Origin of the sequence: Bacillus paranthracis (assembly GCF_024296885.1) — a bacterium.
In the GTDB taxonomy this organism is placed as follows: domain Bacteria; phylum Bacillota; class Bacilli; order Bacillales; family Bacillaceae_G; genus Bacillus_A; species Bacillus_A paranthracis.
In genome coordinates, this window is record NZ_CP101135.1 from 4,433,324 (window position 1) to 4,452,807 (window position 19,484).

The 19,484-nt window shown below is 37.5% G+C and carries 20 protein-coding genes; 2 read left to right on the forward strand and 18 right to left on the reverse strand.

Going from position 1 to position 19,484, the window contains the following annotated elements; genetic code table 11:
* Positions 1 to 539: 539 nt before the first annotated feature.
* The 3 genes from NLJ82_RS22940 to NLJ82_RS22950 form a co-directional block, all read right to left on the reverse strand.
* Positions 540 to 1,556, reverse strand: a complete 1,017-nt coding sequence (locus NLJ82_RS22940) for a CamS family sex pheromone protein (protein ID WP_000738018.1) — start codon at positions 1,554 to 1,556, stop codon at positions 540 to 542.
* A gap of 117 nt (positions 1,557 to 1,673) precedes the next feature.
* Positions 1,674 to 2,000 (reverse strand): bacillithiol system redox-active protein YtxJ, encoded by a 327-nt coding sequence (gene ytxJ / locus NLJ82_RS22945; RefSeq protein WP_001057466.1) that lies wholly within the window; start codon positions 1,998 to 2,000, stop codon positions 1,674 to 1,676.
* Positions 2,000 to 2,512, reverse strand: a complete 513-nt coding sequence (locus tag NLJ82_RS22950; protein WP_001197726.1) for a DUF948 domain-containing protein — start codon at positions 2,510 to 2,512, stop codon at positions 2,000 to 2,002. The genes ytxJ and NLJ82_RS22950 overlap by 1 nt, the downstream gene beginning before the upstream one ends.
* Positions 2,513 to 2,699: 187 nt before the next feature.
* Between NLJ82_RS22950 and NLJ82_RS22955 the strand changes: the two genes are divergently transcribed.
* A complete protein-coding gene (locus tag NLJ82_RS22955) occupies positions 2,700 to 3,815 on the forward strand; it encodes an aminopeptidase (protein WP_000654739.1) in 1,116 nt (371 codons plus the stop codon).
* Between the two features lie 46 nt (positions 3,816 to 3,861).
* On the opposite strand, the gene NLJ82_RS22960 is transcribed toward NLJ82_RS22955, so the two are convergent.
* The 13 genes from NLJ82_RS22960 to NLJ82_RS23020 form a co-directional block, all read right to left on the reverse strand.
* Positions 3,862 to 4,044, reverse strand: a complete 183-nt coding sequence (locus NLJ82_RS22960; protein WP_001271091.1) for a hypothetical protein — start codon at positions 4,042 to 4,044, stop codon at positions 3,862 to 3,864.
* Positions 4,041 to 4,445: a PH domain-containing protein gene (locus tag NLJ82_RS22965; protein ID WP_001010633.1), complete on the reverse strand. Its 405-nt coding sequence runs from the start codon at positions 4,443 to 4,445 to the stop codon at positions 4,041 to 4,043. Before NLJ82_RS22965 ends, NLJ82_RS22960 begins: the two co-directional genes overlap by 4 nt.
* Positions 4,446 to 4,522: 77 nt before the next feature.
* A complete protein-coding gene (locus NLJ82_RS22970; protein WP_001003094.1) occupies positions 4,523 to 5,014 on the reverse strand; it encodes a GNAT family N-acetyltransferase in 492 nt (163 codons plus the stop codon).
* A complete protein-coding gene (locus NLJ82_RS22975) occupies positions 5,011 to 5,559 on the reverse strand; it encodes a GNAT family N-acetyltransferase (protein WP_000494672.1) in 549 nt (182 codons plus the stop codon). Before NLJ82_RS22975 ends, NLJ82_RS22970 begins: the two co-directional genes overlap by 4 nt.
* A gap of 198 nt (positions 5,560 to 5,757) precedes the next feature.
* Complete coding sequence (murC, locus tag NLJ82_RS22980; RefSeq protein WP_000219471.1) at positions 5,758 to 7,068, reverse strand: UDP-N-acetylmuramate--L-alanine ligase; 1,311 nt, start codon at positions 7,066 to 7,068, stop codon at positions 5,758 to 5,760.
* A gap of 252 nt (positions 7,069 to 7,320) precedes the next feature.
* Entirely contained in the window at positions 7,321 to 8,439 is a 1,119-nt protein-coding gene (locus NLJ82_RS22985; protein ID WP_000658369.1) for a nicotinate phosphoribosyltransferase, read from the reverse strand.
* Positions 8,440 to 8,500: 61 nt separating this feature from the next.
* Positions 8,501 to 12,529 carry a DNA translocase FtsK gene (locus NLJ82_RS22990; protein WP_000888071.1) on the reverse strand — a complete coding sequence of 1,343 codons (4,029 nt, stop codon included), beginning with the start codon at positions 12,527 to 12,529 and terminating at the stop codon, positions 8,501 to 8,503.
* 221 nt (positions 12,530 to 12,750) lie between these two features.
* Complete coding sequence (locus NLJ82_RS22995) at positions 12,751 to 13,095, reverse strand: hypothetical protein (RefSeq protein WP_000813332.1); 345 nt, start codon at positions 13,093 to 13,095, stop codon at positions 12,751 to 12,753.
* A 221-nt stretch (positions 13,096 to 13,316) separates the two neighbouring features.
* Positions 13,317 to 13,931 carry a YtpR family tRNA-binding protein gene (gene ytpR / locus NLJ82_RS23000; RefSeq protein ID WP_001006759.1) on the reverse strand — a complete coding sequence of 205 codons (615 nt, stop codon included), beginning with the start codon at positions 13,929 to 13,931 and terminating at the stop codon, positions 13,317 to 13,319.
* A complete protein-coding gene (locus NLJ82_RS23005) occupies positions 13,928 to 14,740 on the reverse strand; it encodes a DUF1444 domain-containing protein (RefSeq protein WP_000784613.1) in 813 nt (270 codons plus the stop codon). The genes ytpR and NLJ82_RS23005 overlap by 4 nt, the downstream gene beginning before the upstream one ends.
* A gap of 78 nt (positions 14,741 to 14,818) precedes the next feature.
* The gene (locus tag NLJ82_RS23010) at positions 14,819 to 15,133 is read right to left on the reverse strand and encodes a thioredoxin family protein (RefSeq protein WP_000838188.1); all 315 of its coding nucleotides are present in this window, start codon (positions 15,131 to 15,133) and stop codon (positions 14,819 to 14,821) included.
* 83 nt (positions 15,134 to 15,216) lie between these two features.
* Entirely contained in the window at positions 15,217 to 15,726 is a 510-nt protein-coding gene (locus tag NLJ82_RS23015; protein ID WP_000869951.1) for a DUF84 family protein, read from the reverse strand.
* Between the two features lie 280 nt (positions 15,727 to 16,006).
* Complete coding sequence (locus tag NLJ82_RS23020; RefSeq protein WP_001031510.1) at positions 16,007 to 17,080, reverse strand: M42 family metallopeptidase; 1,074 nt, start codon at positions 17,078 to 17,080, stop codon at positions 16,007 to 16,009.
* Positions 17,081 to 17,228: 148 nt separating this feature from the next.
* Between NLJ82_RS23020 and NLJ82_RS23025 the strand changes: the two genes are divergently transcribed.
* The gene (locus NLJ82_RS23025; protein ID WP_000118540.1) at positions 17,229 to 17,540 is read left to right on the forward strand and encodes a PepSY domain-containing protein; all 312 of its coding nucleotides are present in this window, start codon (positions 17,229 to 17,231) and stop codon (positions 17,538 to 17,540) included.
* A 236-nt stretch (positions 17,541 to 17,776) separates the two neighbouring features.
* Here the strand turns inward: NLJ82_RS23025 and NLJ82_RS23030 are convergent, their stop codons facing one another.
* Positions 17,777 to 18,631, reverse strand: a complete 855-nt coding sequence (locus NLJ82_RS23030) for a YtnP family quorum-quenching lactonase (RefSeq protein WP_000436882.1) — start codon at positions 18,629 to 18,631, stop codon at positions 17,777 to 17,779.
* Positions 18,632 to 18,701: 70 nt separating this feature from the next.
* Positions 18,702 to 19,355: a tRNA (guanosine(46)-N7)-methyltransferase TrmB gene (gene trmB, locus NLJ82_RS23035; RefSeq protein ID WP_001239380.1), complete on the reverse strand. Its 654-nt coding sequence runs from the start codon at positions 19,353 to 19,355 to the stop codon at positions 18,702 to 18,704.
* Positions 19,356 to 19,484: the final 129 nt, after the last annotated feature.

Sequence of the window (19,484 nt, forward strand, 5' to 3'; positions counted from 1 at the left end):
CTTCTATTTTTGCTATCTATTTTTATGTATCGGTTACTTGAATGAAAAAAAGACATCAACTCTATTTGCAGATGCCACCAATCGTCCCGAGTTCTTCCTTTTACTAATGATACGATAAAAACGCAGGGTCATACAATATTTTCCCGCAAAAGTTTCGAAAAAATTCGCTTCTTTTCTCGTATTTTCGTATTTTTCATGAAAAAAAGGGTATTTTTTGTAAAAATATAGATGTTTCATAAGTAGAAATCTTATTTTAAGCAGTACACTAGCTAGTAATTGAAATTTATATCAGCGATTTTTTGAATATATCGACTTACCAACAAAAATCGACAATGATAGGCATTTGATGCGCTGGATCTGGAAGTACTCTACAATTGGCAATAAGAAGATCCCATCCCCCTGTAGAATGCGTTACATCGACAATGCAAGGGGTAAATTGAAATTAGTACAGCGGAAATATGGAGCGTATTACGTGACGCCCTGTCCCATCGTCCCCTTTCATTTACAGTAAAAAAAGACAGTTTAAACACTGTCTTTTTTTATAAGAAGGAAACAAACGGTTTATCGCTGTTTTTCTCTTTTATAACAATTGCCTCAATTTTATTCTCGGACTTTATCTGCAATTGTACTTTTGCATCTTTCGGTAATTGGTCTAACATACTTTGAGCGGCGAGTTGAGTAAGAGCCATTAATTCTGTTTTACCGTTATATTTAATAACAATATCCATATTTAATGTATCCATTTGATTTTTCTTATAAGAAACTTTAGCATTTACTGGGATAAAGTCTCCAGGAGAAAAACCTTTCATTGCCTCAGCAAATTTATTTATTTTTTCATTATCTTCTCCATGTGCTTGTGTAAATTCATCGGAAGGATATGAATACGCTTTTTCTTCAATTGCATTCCAATTTCCAAGGTTCTTATCATTCTTTTGAACGGTAGCACTAGCAATATACGTGCCATTTTTTAAAGAACTTGTACTTTCTTGCTTAAAGATAGCAAACGTAATTGGGGATTTATTATACTTGTCATTTTTATGAATAGCTTCAATAAGTTGCTTAGCAACTTCAGTCCCCTTAGACATTGCCTCTTCATTGGATACACTTGAAGACATAGCTAACCCAATTACAACGCCAGATAAACTTAATTCATTTGAATTCTGTTTCCCGAAATAGTCTTGTTCTATAATATTTGTCAAAACGGGTGCTTCTACTTTTGCGACTAGTTCATCAACTAACTTCTCAGGAATATACTGATTTAATTGAAGCACATGGTTTTCTGTATCAAATTGCTCTTTTGCAATATTCATTAAACCATTTTCATACTCTGCTAAATCTAATTTAGAATTTGTTTTTACATTAGCTGTATTTATAACCTTTTGTTCTTTTAAAGGAATTACAGTTCTATAATAATCTTTAGAAACAGCAGTTCTCGGAATCATGCTTTTTTCTTTCGTATCTTTCTGTATAACTTCATCCTTCTTACTAATCGTATCATTACTACAAGCTCCTAGTAATAAACTTACGACTGCGAAGGATAATGCCATTTTCTTCATTACTTAAAACCTACTTTCAACAATCTAGTTATTTAGTTTGAACTATTAACAGTTTACCATTAAATATATTTCAACAAAAACAAAAAAAAGAAGCAAGCACCTTTTGCTTGCTTCTTTTTACTTAATATTCTCTTCTAAAGCATCTTTTTTAATGTTCCAATGAGACGTATTCCATACTACCATCCCATCTTTTATGTATAACACTTGCGGAGATTCATGTTTAATGCTGTACTGTTCTGCAACACGATTCGAAACATCTCTCGCATCTTGTACGTATAAGTAATACGCTGGTACCGCTCTTTCTTCACTACAATAAGCTTGAAATTCTGTATAGGCACCATGACTAATCGGGCATGTCGTACTATGTTTAAAAAGAACATAAGGCTCGTTTTTTTCTACTAGTACTTCAAGCTCTTCAATTGTTTCAAGTTTTGTCATATTCATTACGATTCACCTCTCATACGAAGTCTAGAGCGCTTTTCTTTCTTTTCAGCTTTTTTCTCGAGTCTTTCTAATTTACGTTCTTCTTTTTCAACCTTTTTCTCTTGTCTTGTCGCACGATAATGATTGTATACTTCAATTGCTGCGCTACTCCACTGTACAACTTGCGCTACTTTATCTGCATTATTTTCAATTTCATCCGTAACAGACTCTGATACATTACGAAGTTTCGTATTTAAAGAATGAATTGTCGTTCCAATTCCATCTACACCCGATACTACTTTATTTAATGATTGTGACTTCTGTTGAATGTCATCAGCTAATGCATTTGTTTTATGTAATAATTGCTCCGTCTCTACGCTAATTCCTTGCATTTGCTTTTCTAAACCTTCTAACGTACTTGCAACGTTTTCTAACGTCTTCTGAACCGATAACAACGTTCTGCATACATACACTACTAATACAGCGAAAGCAACCGCGATAATAGCCGCACTTACATATAAAAGAACTTGCATTTCATCACTTCCTTTATCTTTTTCATACTTTCCCCTATTATACAATCATTTTCCGTTTCGTTCTAATCCCTATCTTTTCATTAGAATTTTCATACTTATTCGTTAACTTTAACATAAATGATTCAACAAATTCCACTAAGTAGGTTACAATAGGAGAGGATACATAATTAGTAGGGAGGCTTTACATATGAAAGATCCACGCATTGAAAAGTTAGCATACAATTTAATTAACTACTCTATTCGCTTACAAAAAGGCGAAAAAGTATTAATTGAAAACTTTGGCTTACAAAAAGAACTTGTAACTGCACTTGTAAAAGAAGCATATGCAGCTGGTGGTTTCCCATTCGTTTCTTTAAAAGATCATCAAGTAGATCGCTCTTTATTAATGGGTGCTACTGAAGAACATTTTGAACAAATCGCTGCATATGAAGCAAGCGTAATGAAAGATATGGACGCTTATATCGGTCTTCGCTCTGGCGATAACATTAACGAACAAGCTGACGTGCCAAGTGAAAGAATGCAAATTCACGGTCAAACAGTTGGTAAAAAAGTTCATAGAGACATCCGCGTTCCGAAAACACGCTGGGTTGTTCTTCGCTACCCAAATGCTTCTATGGCGCAGCTTGCAAAAATGAGCACAGAAGCTTTCGAAGACTTCTACTTCGAAGTTTGTAACTTAGACTACGGTAAAATGGATAAGGCGATGGATAGCCTTGTTACATTAATGAATAAAACAGATAAAGTGCGCCTAACTGGACCTGGAACTGACTTAACATTCTCTATTAAAGACATTCCAGCAATTAAATGCTCAGGTCATTTAAACATTCCAGACGGTGAAGTATACTCTGCACCAGTTCGTGATTCTGTTAACGGTACAGTTTCTTACAACACGCCATCTCCTTACAACGGTTATACATTTGAAAATGTACAACTTAAGTTCGAGAACGGACAAATCGTTGAAGCAACTGCAAACGATACAGAGCGCATTAACAAAATCTTCGATACAGACGAAGGCGCACGCTACGTTGGTGAGTTCGCAATCGGCGTAAACCCATACATCTTACATCCAATGGGAGACATCCTATTCGATGAAAAAATCGATGGCAGCTTCCACTTCACTCCTGGACAAGCTTACGACGATGCATGGAACGGTAACAACTCGAACATTCACTGGGATTTAGTATGCATCCAACGCCCTGAATACGGCGGCGGCGAAATTTACTTCGACGACGTACTAATCCGTAAAGACGGACGCTTCGTTGTACCTGAATTAGAAGCTTTAAATCCAGAGAACTTAAAATAATAATAAAAACGCTCGGGATTTTTCCGAGCGTTTTTTTATCTTCACTCTATATTGAGCTACTTTTCTCACTTTTTGTTTGCTGGAAGTGAAAATAATACAAAAGCGCCACTGCAATAGTACCAATCAATATAGGAACATATAAAGGCAGATCCCATTTCATATATACTCTAGTGCAACCAACAAGTACAAATAATATTTCCAAGCAAAACAAAGGTTTTACATATCTCATTTCTTATCCACCATTTCTATTTTCACATGTGGATTCTCTTTCTCAATAAGTGCCAAAAATTCAGTCATATGTTGCGGCATCGCAACCATATGTACTTTGTATGCATTCGTCGTAATTTCAAGGTAGTTTCCAACTTGACGAACAACTCTTATATCTTTTAATACAACATCATCATTTAAAATACCGTACTTTAATACACCATCTTCTACTTTATGCTTTTTAATAAATACTTCCCAAACGAGTGGTACATTAACAAGGAAGCATAAACTCATCCCAATTAACGCTGTCATCCACTGCTCTTTATTTGCGACAATCATGACGAGTGGATACACAAACATAAAAGCTAACGTGAGACAAACGAAAATGACTACTGACTTACTTCTTTGAATCGGAAAGTTCATACACGCACCCCCTAACCTAAATTATACCACTTTTTCCATTTTAGTTCATAAAAAAAGGCCATTTCTACATGACCTTCTTAAACAATATATCTATAAAATTTCTTATCCACCTGCAACACTGGAAAACTTTTTGGCAACTCATCTATACTCACACTTTCAAAACCATTCTTTTCATAAAAGCGATGCGCCGCTAAAAATTTCACTGTCGTTCCTAAGTAAATATCCTTCAGCTTTTTATTCTCAGCCCACGAAATTGCTGTTTGGAGCAACTTATGTGATGCACCCCACTCTTTTCCCCGAAATTCTTTTTTTACGAACATTTTTCTTAACGCTACTTGATGATTCCCAATATCTAATAAAGCTACTGTTCCAACTACTTTACCATCATAAATTGCTACCCAAAAGTTGCCATGATTCCTTTGATAAAATGTTTCTATTTTAAGCAGGTCCGGCTGCTCTTCTTTCATAATGGGGACATTGTACTCTTTTTGCTGAATATGAACGATAAGGTTTACTACTTCCTCTTGAAATGTACTTTCATACGGAACAATATGAATCTTCTCGTTCATCGAATCTCCTTCCACTCTGAAGCTAATAAACTATATACAGCGATATCGTGGAAGTGATCGTATAGCCATTCTTCATCTCTTAAAATACCATCTAACTTAAATCCTAAACGCTCTGGGATCGCGCGGCTTTTCACATTTTCAACACCGCATCTAATTTCCATTTTATTTAATTTTAAATTCTCAAATGCATAGTGAAGTACAGCCTTCACGCTACGCGTCATAATACCTTTCCCGCCAGCATCTTCTGCAAGATAATATCCAAGACTCGCCGCTTTCTTCCCCCAGCTCACTGGATGAATACCTACCATCCCAACGAGCTTTCCTTTATAACGTATACCACTTTCAAAACCGTCTCCCTCTGCAAACTTCTTTAACCACATCGGACAAATCTCATTATAAGCATCAGCAGATTTCGTCCCATCTACCCAAGGAAGCCATCTTCTTAAATGATTACGGTTTTGATTTATTAATTGATATAGTTCCTCTTTATGATGTTTTTCTAGTAATTGTAGTTCGATTTCGTCATCTACCCGGAGTGTGAACATGTTTTTTAGCTCCCTTTTTTATTTTTCTTATTATTCTAACATTTTCAAATAGAAAATGCCCATCTAATATATCAACGATTTTTAAAATATATCGACGATTCGACAAGGGATATCGACTTATCGACTAAATTCGACAACATTACTACACCCTACAACACAACAAAAAAGACGCACAGCCACCGCTATGCGTCTTTTCTATTACTTCTCTGCAACTTGAACTTCTTTTACGTAAGCTGCTTCGAATTTTTGGATGTCTCCTGCGCCCATGAAAATGAGAACGCCGTTTTTATGTTTCTTTAATACATCCGTTGTTGTATCTGTAATTAATTCTGCACCGTCAATACGCTTTTGCAGATCTTCGATTGTTAATTCACCTTTGTTTTCGCGCGCTGATCCGAAAATATCACATAAGTATACTTGATCAGCTTTGCTTAGGCTTTCCGCGAACTCATCTAAGAACTTTTCTGTACGTGAGAATGTGTGCGGCTGGAATACAACGACAATTTCACGCTCTGGATGTTTTTGACGAGCGGCTTCAATCGTTGCATTAATTTCTGTCGGATGGTGTGCGTAGTCATCAATAATAACTTGCTCTCCCATCGGCTTCTCATTAAAGCGACGTTTTACGCCTTCAAAAGTTGTTAACTGATGCTTAACTGCTTCTACATCAACATTTTCATAATGGCAAAGCGCGATTACTGCTAATGCATTTAATACGCTGTGATTGCCGTATCCTGTAATTTTGAACGTGTCATAGTACGTATTACGAACGAATACATCGAAAATAGTACCATCTGTTCTCTTTTGAATGTTACGTGCTTGGAAATCATTATCTTCTCCAAATCCATAGAAAATAACAGGTACTTTCGCTTGAATTTTTTGAAGTTCTTCATCATCTCCACATGCAATAATGCCTTTTTTTACTTGCAATGCCATCTCTTGGAATGCACTGAATACATCATTGATATCTGTGAAATAATCTGGATGATCAAAATCAATGTTTGTCATAATCGCATAGTCTGGATTGTAAGACAAGAAATGACGACGATACTCACAAGCTTCAAATACAAAATACTTACTATTTTCTACCCCATGCCCTGTTCCATCTCCAATAAGGTAAGATGTAGGGTGTGCACCTTGCATTACATGGGCTAACAAACCAGTTGTTGATGTTTTTCCATGTGCACCAGTTACAGCAACACTTGTGTATTGGTTCATAAGGTCACCTAAGAAGTGATGGTAACGATGTACTGGGATGTTTAATTCTTTTGCTGCTACGATTTCTTCATGCGTATCAGGAAATGCATTTCCTGCAATAATCACTTGTCCTTCTTTTACATTACTTTTATCAAAAGGAAGAATCGAGATACTACGCTTTTCCAACGCTGTTTGTGTAAAGAAACGCTTTTCATAATCAGACCCTTGAACAGTATGCTTCATGTCATGAAGAATTTGCGCTAATGAACTCATTCCTGTTCCTTTAATTCCTACAAAATGGTAAACTGTCATCTTAAAGAACCTCCAACATTTCGAACTAATACAACGGCCTATCTATAAGACAGTATATGAATCTTTTCTTATTTTGGTAATCATCATACATTTTTGATGTAGTGAAGTTATTCTTCCCTTCACTTATCAGGATAAACTCGTACGTACTTCTTTTTTATGTCCATAACAAATCCATTATAGCAAAAAAGAAGCCGCTATACTATGATAACAGAAAAACTGATAGGGTCAATCACCTATCAGTTTTTCTCTCTCTTACATATCTTCTCTTTTTTCTAATTGAACACGTTCTAGACGTGGGTTTGGACGATATTTACGACCAGCTTTCGCCTCTGGTTTTCCATTTAATTCTACGTTATCACCAGTAAAGCCAATATTCATTTTTAATAAGCTACTTCCTACTCCGTATATATCAACAGGTACGTTTTGAGCTTCAAATTCACGAATACGTTTCTCATCAAATCCACCAGTTACAACGATGTCTACATGCTGGAATCCTTCTTCATCAAGTGCTTTACGAAGTGCGAATACAAGCGATGGGTTTACACCACGTGGATCGAATGTTCCAAGTACTTCTGGGTGGCGAATGAAGTATTGATCAATCATCGTGCGAGACGTATCTACACGTACACCTTTTAATGTTGATCCAAATTCACGTGCTACGCGAAGTGCATCTGTAATGACATCATTGTTGTAATCAATTAATACAACTAATTCATCTTCTGGAAATTTTTTATGATATGCTTTTGCCGCTTCCACAACATCACCATTAAACATTTGAATTAATGCGTGAGGCATTGTCCCCATACCACTTTTGCCCCACCATTCATTCATCGCATGCGTCGCTTGTGCGCTCATACCACCGATGTATGCTGCATAACCGTCACCAGCTTGTTGTGTATAATGATCATCACGGTCTCCCATGAAAATAACTGGTTTTTCTTTATCTACGCTACGCGCAGCTTGGACAACGTTATATACGTTTGTTGCAACCGATGTACGACGAGCTAAAATCCCATCAATAACACCTTCTAAAAATCCGAAATTTTCATAAGGACCATGAATTGTTAACACTGTTTCAAATGGACTAATTTTATCGCCATCTTTTAAAGAGTTAATCTCAAGTTCCTCAGGATTTTTAGCGAATGTTTGTAGCAATGCAATAACTTCATCTGTTCCGCAAAGAACTGCATTTTCCTTTTGGAAAAATTGCATCGTTACAACACTTTTCGGGCGAAATTCTTCGATGATTTCTCTAGTCTTTAAAAAGTAAACGGCAGAGAACCAACCTTCTCCAACGCGTTCGTCAAATTTAAATGTTTTATTTGTTAGTCTATTTATTTCACCTTTTAATTTTAATTCAATTTCTTTCATGTCGCTTTACTCCCTACTTTACTATCCAACATTTTCTCTTAGTATACAGCAAAACCGTTTACTATACATTTGTTTCCTGCATAGCGGCAAATTCATCCTCAGAAATAAGGACATCTCTTGGCTTCGTTCCTCTTGCTTCAGAAATAATTCCTTGCGATTCCATCTCTTCAATGAGACGTGCCGCGCGATTATAACCGATGCGGAATTTTCGCTGTACAGAAGATGTGGACGCTCCCCCTTGTTCTACAACAAATTGACATGCATCAAGGAACAATTCGTCTTCCGACTCAGCCTGTTCTGTTTTCGCTAATAAATCCTCTTGCTTAAATAAGTAATTCGGCTTCATTTGCTTTTTCACATGATCAACTGTCTTTTCAATCTCATCATCCGATACATATACACCTTGTACACGAACTGGCTTAGATGTACCGTTCCCTAAGAATAACATATCACCACGGCCAAGTAATTTCTCCGCGCCCCCAATATCAATAATCGTACGCGAATCAACTTGAGATGATACAGTAAACGCAATACGCGTTGGAATGTTCGACTTAATTAAACCTGTAATAACATCTACAGATGGACGCTGCGTCGCTACTAATAAATGAATACCACAAGCACGTGCTTTTTGCGCAATACGACAAATCGCTTCCTCAACATCACCAGGTGCTACCATCATTAAATCGGCTAGCTCGTCAATGACAATAACGATATAAGGTAATGTCTCTCCCGGAATTTCTCGCTCACTTACAATCGTATTGTAACGAGTTAAATCACGAGCTCCTGCGTGCGCAAATAATTCATAACGGCGCTCCATTTCTTCAACTGCCCATTTTAATGCAGCTGTCGCTGCTTTTACATCCGTAATAACAGGTGCTACAAGATGTGGAACAGAATTGTATGGTGCAAGCTCAACCATCTTCGGATCGATTAACATTAACTTCACTTCATGTGGTTTCGCTTTATATAAAATGCTCGTTAAAATGGCGTTAATACACACACTTTTACCTGAACCTGTTGCACCCGCAATAAGTCCGTGTGGCATTTTTCGAATATCCGTTACAATTGGATCACCTGAAATATCAAGTCCAAGCGCAACCGTAAGCGGTGATTCACTCTTTGTAAACACAGGACTTCTTAAAATTTCACGAAGAAAAACTGGCTTACTTTCTTTATTGGGAACTTCGATTCCAATCGCACTCTTCCCTGGAATCGGCGCTTCAATACGAATATCTTTCGCCGCTAAACTTAGCTTAATATCATCACTTAAGTTTGTAATTTTATTTACTTTTACACCTGGATCTGGCTGTACTTCAAAACGAGTTACTGCTGGACCTTGCGATACATTAATAACATGTGCGCCAACGTGGAAATTATTAAACGTTGTATCTAATAATTCTTTCTGTTCTTCCAACCATTCCGTATTATCTAACGCTGCTTGCTGCGGAATCGATAGTAATGTTAATGATGGAATCGTATACGTCGGTGGCGTTTGCAATACATTGCGCACATCATTCTCTCTTTGATTTACAACATATGCTTTCTCTTCTACTTCCGTACTTGAAATTGGCTTTTGTACTTGCTCTGCCACTACTTGTTGTACTGGCTGCACTTGTGGCTCCACTACTTGCTGCATTGGCTTTTCTTCCACTTGTGGTTCCACTACTACTTGTTGCATTGGTCTTTCTTCCACTTGTGGTTCTACCACTACTTGCTGCATTGGCTTTTCTTCCACTTGTGGTTCTACCACTACTTGCTGCATTGGTTTTTCTTCCACTTGTGGTTCTACCACTACTTGTTGCATTGGTTTTTCTTCCACTTGTGGTTCCACTACTACTTGTTGCATTGGTTTTTCTTCCACTTGTGGTTCCACTACTACTTGTTGCATTGGTTTTTCTTCCACTTGTGGTTCTACCACTACTTGCTGCATTGGTTTTTCTTCCACTTGTGGTTCCACTACTACTTGTTGCATTGGTTTTTCTTCCACTTGTGGCTGTTCTTCTACTTGATGTACAGGCTTATTCTCTACTCGTTCACTCATAGAAGGTTGCATTGCATTCGTTCTAGACGCATGTCTTTCCATTAATCGCGCTCTATCTTGTTTCAACATAACAACATTAAATGGTACGTGACGCTTTTTCTCACGTTTTGGTTCTTCTTTTTGTACAACTGGTTGTTCTTCTACAATCGGTGTTTCTTCTGCAGCTGGTTGTTCTTCTACGACCGATGTTTCTTCTGCAACTGGTTGTTTTTCTACGACCGATGTTTCTTCTGCAACTGGTTGTTTTTCTACGACCGGTGCTTCTTCTGCAACTGGTTGTTCTTCTACGACCGGTGCTTCTTCTGCAACTGGTTGTTCTTCTACAATCGGTGCTTCTTCTGCAACTGGTTGTTCTTCTGCAACTGGTTGTTCTTCTACGACCGGTGCTTCTTCTGCAGCTGGTTGTTCTTCTACAATCGGTGTTTCTTCTGCAGCTGGTTGTTCTTCTACGACCGGTGCTTCCTCTACAACTCGTTGTTCTTCTGCAATTAAAATATCCGCAAAGCTTTGAACATCTTTTTTCGTTTGTTCATCAGCCTCAGCAACATGTATGAATTCATTCTTTTGTTCAATTGCTTCATTTAACACCATTTCTTGTTGCATTTCTTCAAGTGCTACAGGTTCTACTTCTTCTGGTGCTTCTGTTTCTGCAATTACTTCTACTTCTTTTCGCTCTTCCGCTTCCGCAATTGCTTCTACTTCTTCTTGCTCTTCTGTTTCCGCAATTACTTCCACTTCTTCTGGTGCTTCTGTTTCCGCAATTACTTCCACTTCTTCTGGTGCTTCCGCTTCCGCAATTACTTCCACTTCTTTTTGCTCTTCTGTTTCTGCAATTACTTCTACTTCTTCTGACTCTTCTGTTTCTGCAATTACTTCCACTTCTTCTGACTCTTCTGTTTCTGCAATTACTTCCACTTCTTCTGACTCTTCTGTTTCCGCAATTACTTCCACTTCTTCTGACTCTTCTGTTTCTGCAATTACTTCTACTTCTTCTAGTATTTCTACAATGATTGTTTCTTCAAGTTTTTCTTCTGCTTTGACAATCACTGATTCTTCTGGTGCTTGTTTTTCTACTTCAATAGTAGGTTGTTCTATTTCTGTACTACGTTTAATTTCTTCTGATAATATTGTATCCTCGTGCTCTACTTTAGAATCTACTAATTCCTCTTGTAGAATGTTTTTGTCCACTACATCACTTTCTTGCTTCGCACCTTCCATGCGCTCAGCAATTGTTTCATGAAGTAATTCAGCCGCTGGAACTTCCTGCGGTGCACTCATTTCTTGAACCACTTCTTTTTCTTCCACTATAGGCTCTTGGCGTTCGATTTCATAACCGTTTTTCTCTAGCCATTGATCAACAACTGACTTTTCTTCCTTTTTACTCTCTTCATATTGTTGCTCTCCTTGCTCGTTAGCAGCTCTATGACTAGAAGAAGTCGGTGCTTGTCCTTCTGAGAAATCAGATAGTGTATATCCTTTTTTCTCTAACCATGCATCAACGACTGATTTGCCCTCTACAGATATTTCAAGGTCTTCTCTTTCCTTTACTTCCTCCTGCTTTTCTTCCTTTTTCTCTACTGAAGGACGGTTATATCCGTAAATTGGCGAAATCATTTCTGTTGGACGAAATGGTCTACGGTTACTTTCTTGCGCTGGTGTAGATGCTTTCTTTACGACAGGCTCTCGCTCCGGTTCATATTGTATTTCCGGCTCTTCATATGTAGAAACTACCTTCTCCACATACTGTCGTCTGCTTCTTTCCACTTTGATTCCTCTTTGAATAGGCTGATTCTCATATGTTACAGCTTGAACAGGTTGTTCTTCAAAACGCCCTGTTTCTATAACATCCTCTTCATCGAACCCATTATCCGGTACTAATGGAAAACGGCATTTACCTGCATTCCTACTTGCCATTTGTGCTTCTCTTGCTTCAGTGTAGTGGTTTACACGAGGAATTTTCGGCTGACTTTCAACTTGCTTTTGTACTTCTTTATTCATCGCTGTTTGTTCTTCCTCTTTGTTAAACAGCTTTTTCATCCAATCTAACATGCTTACCACTCTTTCTACTAAATAGTAACATCCTTTATTGTATCAGCATTCGGCAAAAAGTGCAGGTAAAATTAAGCATGTCATATTTATCCATAATATTCTAATTTACGAGTGTTTTCATATAGAAAAACGCATTCTTACATGTAAGAATGCGTTCAAGCTTTACTCTTCCGATACTCATCTACACTATCCGTTACACTTTGCACCGGTCTCAAAGTTTTTTATAATTGTTTTATAATCTCATCCATATTTCCAATATGAACGGGTTGCCACGCTTCTGTACCACGCTCTGCAGTATAAACGAAATACGCATCATCAGACACATTTACGAAAACTGGGTCCCCCATATCTGTTTCATATCCGATAACAATCCATTCTTCTTTCCATTTTCCGTTTTCTTCACTTATTAATGAATTTTTATGTTTATCATATCGATAGCCGATTTGTCCTTTTTCTAATTCAATTTTACTAAACAAATAGATTTCATAAGAACCTAACTCGATATCTTGCTGTTTTGAAGTTTCAATTCGTTTCAGAAGTTCTGCGATTTTTGGTTGTTGTTTCATACGTCTATCCCCTTCTTTTTCTAAATTTTAACTATTTTGTTTATAAAACACAATATAGATTTTAAGAAAAAAGGTGACATCCTTATGAATATGAATGATTTTCTGAATATATCTATCACAACTCGCAATATATCAACGATTCAACACAGGATATCGATTTACTGACAAAAAAACGAAAAGAGAGGTCATCCAAAAGGACAACCTCTCTTTTCTTATATCAATTAAAATTTAAACTCTTGTCCAACTTCAAAGCTATCTTCTAATACAAGAATACCTTTTTCTTGTGGAGCATCTGGAAGCTCTAATTCACGTGCTGAACAAATCATTCCAGCAGAAGGAACTCCGCGAAGCTCAGCTGGTTTAATTAACATACCGCTTGGCATTACAGCGCCGATTTTTGCAACGACAACTTTTTGTCCTGCATCAACGTTTGGTGCGCCACATACGATTTGTAATGTTTCTGTACCGATTTCTACTTTACAGATGTTTAGCTTATCGGCATTTGGGTGTTTCTCTTTTTCAGCTACATAGCCTACAACAAATTTCGGAGAAAGATCTGCTTCTACTGTTTCTTCAAAGCCGTTCTTCGCTAAAATTTCGTTAATTTTTTCTACAAGTTCTTTCGTTAATGTAAGGTTACCTGTTTCTTTTACTTCTAAGTAAGAAGATGCATTAAAGATGTTGAATCCTGCTGTTTCGTTGCTTTCACGGTCATATACGCGTGCAACATCTCCTTTGCGATCAAAAGTACGGTTCTCTAAAGTAATATCTTGTAAGGCAACAATTAAAGTGTCACCAATTCCTTCAAGGTTGTAAAAAACGTTCACTTCGTTCATCCTTTCTCTTTTCCATCTGTCTTCTTCCGATTCTTCGCTAAAATAAAGATTGGTTCAAAGTCCCCATCTTCATATACGAATGAAAGTGATGTAATCGGAACATGCCCTTCGGCAAAAAATTTCATTGTCATTTGTGCAATAATATCATAACCGATTTCGTTGACGATATCAGCAATAATTAATACATCTTGGTGAGGAACAGCAACAACCATGTCACCAGAAATCTTTTCACGCATCGATTGTAGTAACGATTCGTTTAAAATACGAGTGGCATCATACCCATCATTTGTGTTTAAAAAGTAGAATGTATTACCTGCCACTGTGTCTTGTTTAAATTCATAACCTAATGAGCGAGCGTTGAATAATGCCATTTCACGCACTTGTTGCTCTGTAAGCCCTAATTTTTGTAATAAACGCTCGTCAATGAGACGATATGTTTTATTCGAATCTAGCGCATAGTAAATACGTGTTTCCGCCGTATGATCCGTCATAATAAACGGATTTCCTTCTTCTGCTTGTTTCGGGAAAGAAGTAGAGCGAATAACAGGTAAAATTTTCGCCGCGCTATTTTCTTCCTTATGCATCGCAATTAACGCTTCTTGTACGTAGTAGGCAACCTCTTCAATCGCCTTTTCTTTATTCACTTCCCATTTTGCTACAACTCCTGGAAGCGATACGTTAATACCTTTTTTTGAGTCTTTCTGTTCTATACGTAGAACTTCTTTCTCACTATCATACTGAAAGTCCCATTCCGGGCGAGATAATCTCTTCATTAACTCGTCTTTCATCTTTTTACTTGTCATCTTCATCTCTTTTTCCTCCCTTCCAAAAAAATAACCTCCCCCGCGAAGGTAGAGGTTGTTTTACAATTCAATTGGCAAATTGCCTTATTTTAAACCTTCAATGAACTCTTCGATTTGTTCTTGTGTTTTACGATCTTTGTTTACATAGCGACCTGTTTCTTCACCTTTATTGTACGCTACAAAGCTCGGAATGCCAAATACGTCTAATTTTACGCATAGATCAATAAACTCATCACGATCTACATAGTAAAATGAGAAATCACTATATTTCTCTTCTACTTCTGGCATAAATGGATCTACGAAGCGGCAGTCTGGGCACCATTCTGCTGAGAACATAAAGATTACATTCTCTTCATTTTTTAACTCTTGGAATTGCTCCATGCTTTCTAATGATTTCATCTATATTTCCTCCTCTAACGAGTGCATTTTTTCATGTTATAATCTTTCCTTTATACTACCATACATCGCGCACGGTGCAAGGTTTATGCTTGCTTTTTATCATACTTATATTGCCCAACAAGTAACTTAACAACGTGTACAAATAATTCCGTACGGTCCACATAATCATCCGTAAAAATACCGATAGCACCTTCATGACTACGAATATCTTTTCTCTGTACAAACTCTTCCATCACTTCACTTAACTCCTTGCCCTCTTCAAGAGGTGCTAAAAAATCATCTGGTAACGTAATACGTGCCCCGCCGGCAACGAATGTTTTACCATCACTTGTTGCTAGCGCGCCCCAGTTACACATAAATAAACCGTGCTCTGTTTTCATTACACCGCCTTCTAATCCAATACCAATTTGAGCTTCTCCTTCCTCTAGCGCTCGCTTCGCTCTATTAATCGCTCCTTGCATCGTCTCTTCATCTGAAAACGGTTGTGCTGCTACTCCTGAAGGAACAGAAAGAGATGTAATTGTAGCATCTTTCCAAACCTTCTCCACAGCTCCAACCTTCGTTTTATTCTTAGATCCAACTACTACTTTCATTTCATTCACCTCTATAAAAATTTATCATTTTCCCTTAATCAAATTGTTCTTTATACACGGGAGCACGGCCACCACACATCGCTTGTTTGTCTCTTCATTCTGAAAAAGAAGAGTTTTTCTCACAACATTGCGGACCTCGAACTCAAAAGCAACCTTACTCTCACTTCCTACCCGGGGTTATAATCCCCCATGCGAGAATCAATTAAGCACTGACCGCTCCCACACATGGATGGGTCATCTATTCAATCCAAAAAAAGAAAGGCTCTTCAGCCCTTCTTCTCTACGCGTTATTCTTAATTGTCTCTAACGTCGTTTTATCTGTTGCTCTTACAAGCTTCGTAATTAGTTCTTTCGCTGCTGCATAGTCATCAACATGTAAAATAGAAGCATGTGTATGAATGTAGCGTGCGCAAACACCAATCACTGCTGATGGGATACCTGAGTTACTTGTATGTACACGGCCCGCATCTGTACCACCTTGTGAAATAAAGTATTGGTACGGAATGTTGTGTGTTTCTGCTGTATCTAAAATGAATTCGCGCATTCCTCTATGCGTTACCATCGTACGGTCATAAATACGAAGAAGAGCACCTTTTCCTAATTGACCGAACTGTGTTTTGTCACCAGATGCATCGTTAGCTGGACTTGCATCAAGCGCATAGAAAATATCTGGTTGAATCATATTTGCAGCAGTTTGAGCACCGCGAAGACCAACTTCTTCTTGTACAGTCGCACCAGAGTACAATGTGTTTGGTAATGTTTCGTCTTTTAATTCTTTTAGTAATTCGATTGCAAGGCCACATCCATAACGGTTGTCCCAAGCTTTCGCCATAATTTTCTTTTCGTTTGCCATCGGCGTAAACGGGCAGATTGGCACGATTTGTTGTCCTGGTTTTACACCAATTTCAATCGCATCTTCATAGCTATCTGCGCCTATATCAATTAACATATTTTTTATATCCATCGGTTTTGCACGTTGCGCGTCACTTAATAAATGAGGAGGAATAGAACCAACAACCCCAATAACAGGGCCATTCTTCGTCATAACTTGAACGCGCTGAGCTAATAGTACTTGGCTCCACCAGCCGCCTAAAGGTTGAAAACGAAGCATTCCGTTTTTCGTAATTTGCGTAACCATAAAACCTACTTCATCCATATGACCTGCTACAAGAACACGCGGGCCAGTTTCGTCCCCTTTTTTCAGACCAAATACACTACCTAAACCGTCTTGTACAATTTCATCTGCATATTTGCTTAATTCTTGCTTCATAAAACGGCGTACATCATGTTCGAAACCTGATGCACCTTGTAATTCTGTTAACGTGCGAAATAATTGTAATGTCTCTTTATTCACGAAGTCCCCTTCTTTCAAACCTTAGTAGAATACCTCTTTTATTGTAACGAAATTTTCGAAATGTTTCTAGTTTCTTCTTTTTTAGCTGTATTTGCTTTATAATTATTATCGGTACACTATTTTTATTTTATAGAATTGAGGTGAATATATGAGCTGGAAAGGTTTAGTAGCAGGTCTTGGCGTTGGGTTCGCAGCTGGTTATTTCGTTGCAAACAAAGTACAAGAACAATCCCATATTTCTTCAGAAAAAGCATTGAAAATGGTAAAACAAGCATTAAGTCATAAAGGTGAAATTACTGGCTCTTGGGTACATATGGTTCCAGAGACATTTGAAAAATATGATGTCGCGTATGAAGTGTATCGCGGCGGTCTTACAACGATGTTAAATGATATACAAGAACGATTTGAATTTTTAGTTGATGCTAAAACAGGTACTGTTTTAGAGGTTATAGCAGCATAAAAAGGAGGGTTCCCATTAGGTGAACCTCTTATTTTTTAATTGCAGATAGTGATTGAAATTATATCGGCGTTTTTTCGAATATATCGGCTGCAACTCCAAATATATCAGCGTTTTTTGAAATATATCGACCGTAACTCAAATTATATCGGCGATTTTTGAAATATATCGACTTACCGACAAAAAACGACAACAAAAAGGAGACTGCTCCAACAGACTGCTGGAACACCCTCCCATTTTTATGCTTCTATACCCGTTTTCCGTTCTATTTTTTCTACGATATGACCTTCCTCATTCCACTTTACTGCGCGATAATACGCGTCATGATAAAAAGTGAACCAAGCATCGTTTTCAGCACCATACTTCATCCACTTTTGCTTATTTTCAATCGATGTCATCGGATAATCATCATAAGCCATGACCCATAATACATTTTGATGGGCGTGCGTCGGCAATAGGTCTGCTAAATGCAGCATCGTTTCCCCTTTGCTTTCTAAAGCGATCACTGCGTGTCCGTCACTATGGCCGCCCGTATGCGCCATTTTTATTTCATCCGTAATTTCTATTTCTTGCTGAAACGTAACAACTTGGTCTACAATTGGCTCCCAATTTTCCTTCCAATATGTATTACGGGATCTAATATTTGGATTTCTCATTTCATTCCACTCTGTTTCACTTACGTAAACTTTTGCATTTGGAAAAGTTGGTACAAGTTGATCACCTTCCCATTTCGTTAAACCAGATGCATGATCAAAGTGAAGGTGCGTCATTAAAACGTAATGAATATCTTCAGGCTTTAGTCCCATCTTTTCTAAAGAATTCTCAACTGACGACTCTTCCGTTACACCTTGATTCCGCTTCATCTTTTCATTCAATTTACCATTTCCTATACCAGAATCAATGAGCATGTTGCCATCTTTCGTTTGTAAAAGTAACGGATCTGTTCGTAAATAAATATGATTTGTATCATTATGTTTATATTTACGTGACCAAAGTACTTTCGGCACAACGCCAAACATTGCTCCTCCGTCTAAATGTGTGTTCCCACCTTTTAGCCACGTCACTTTTATATCTCCAACTTGTAACTGTTCCATTTTTCATCCCCCTTTTCTTTTAATACTAACATAAAATTCTGATTATTTTAGACACAAAAAAACCTATGCATTACTGCATAGGCTCTGTACGATATTTTGCTTCTACTCGGTAAATGCGATGACCTTTACTAGAGAATTTCTCTTCGTACTCAGTCATAATGTTACCTTCAAAGTCGCTGTTATGAAGATCTAAGCTTAAGTAAGTTAGTAACATACCATACTCCGCCATACTCATAAGAGAATATTCAAATAAACCTTGGTTATCTGTTTTGAAATGAATTTCTCCGCCTTCTACTAACACTTCTTCATAATTGCGTAAAAACGTTTTGTACGTTAAACGACGCTTCGTATGACGTTTCTTTGGCCATGGATCTGAGAAGTTTAAATACACGCGATCGATCTCACCTTTTGCAAAGAAAACTGTTAAATCTTCAGCATCTTTATTAATTAACTTTAAGTTTGGTAATTCTTCTTCAATTAATTTATCCAGTGCATCTACAACAACACTTGTGAATTTTTCAATTCCAATATAATTAATATGTGGATTGGCTTTTGCCATATCATACATAAAGCGGCCACGACCTGTACCTACTTCGATGTGAATGGGCTGCTCATTTCCAAATACTTCTTTCCAGTTACCAGCGCGCTCCTCTGGGTTTCCGATTACGATATGTGAATACTCATTAATTCGATCCATTGCATATGGTTTATGTCTTAAACGCATAGATGTTTCCCTCTCTTTACATAGCTATTTTAAAGGAATAATTCCTTCTTTCTGTTTTTAATCAATCTACCAAACAAAAAACCAAGTACGTACGAGCACTCGGTCCGTTTCTTTCAAGTATAAGATGTA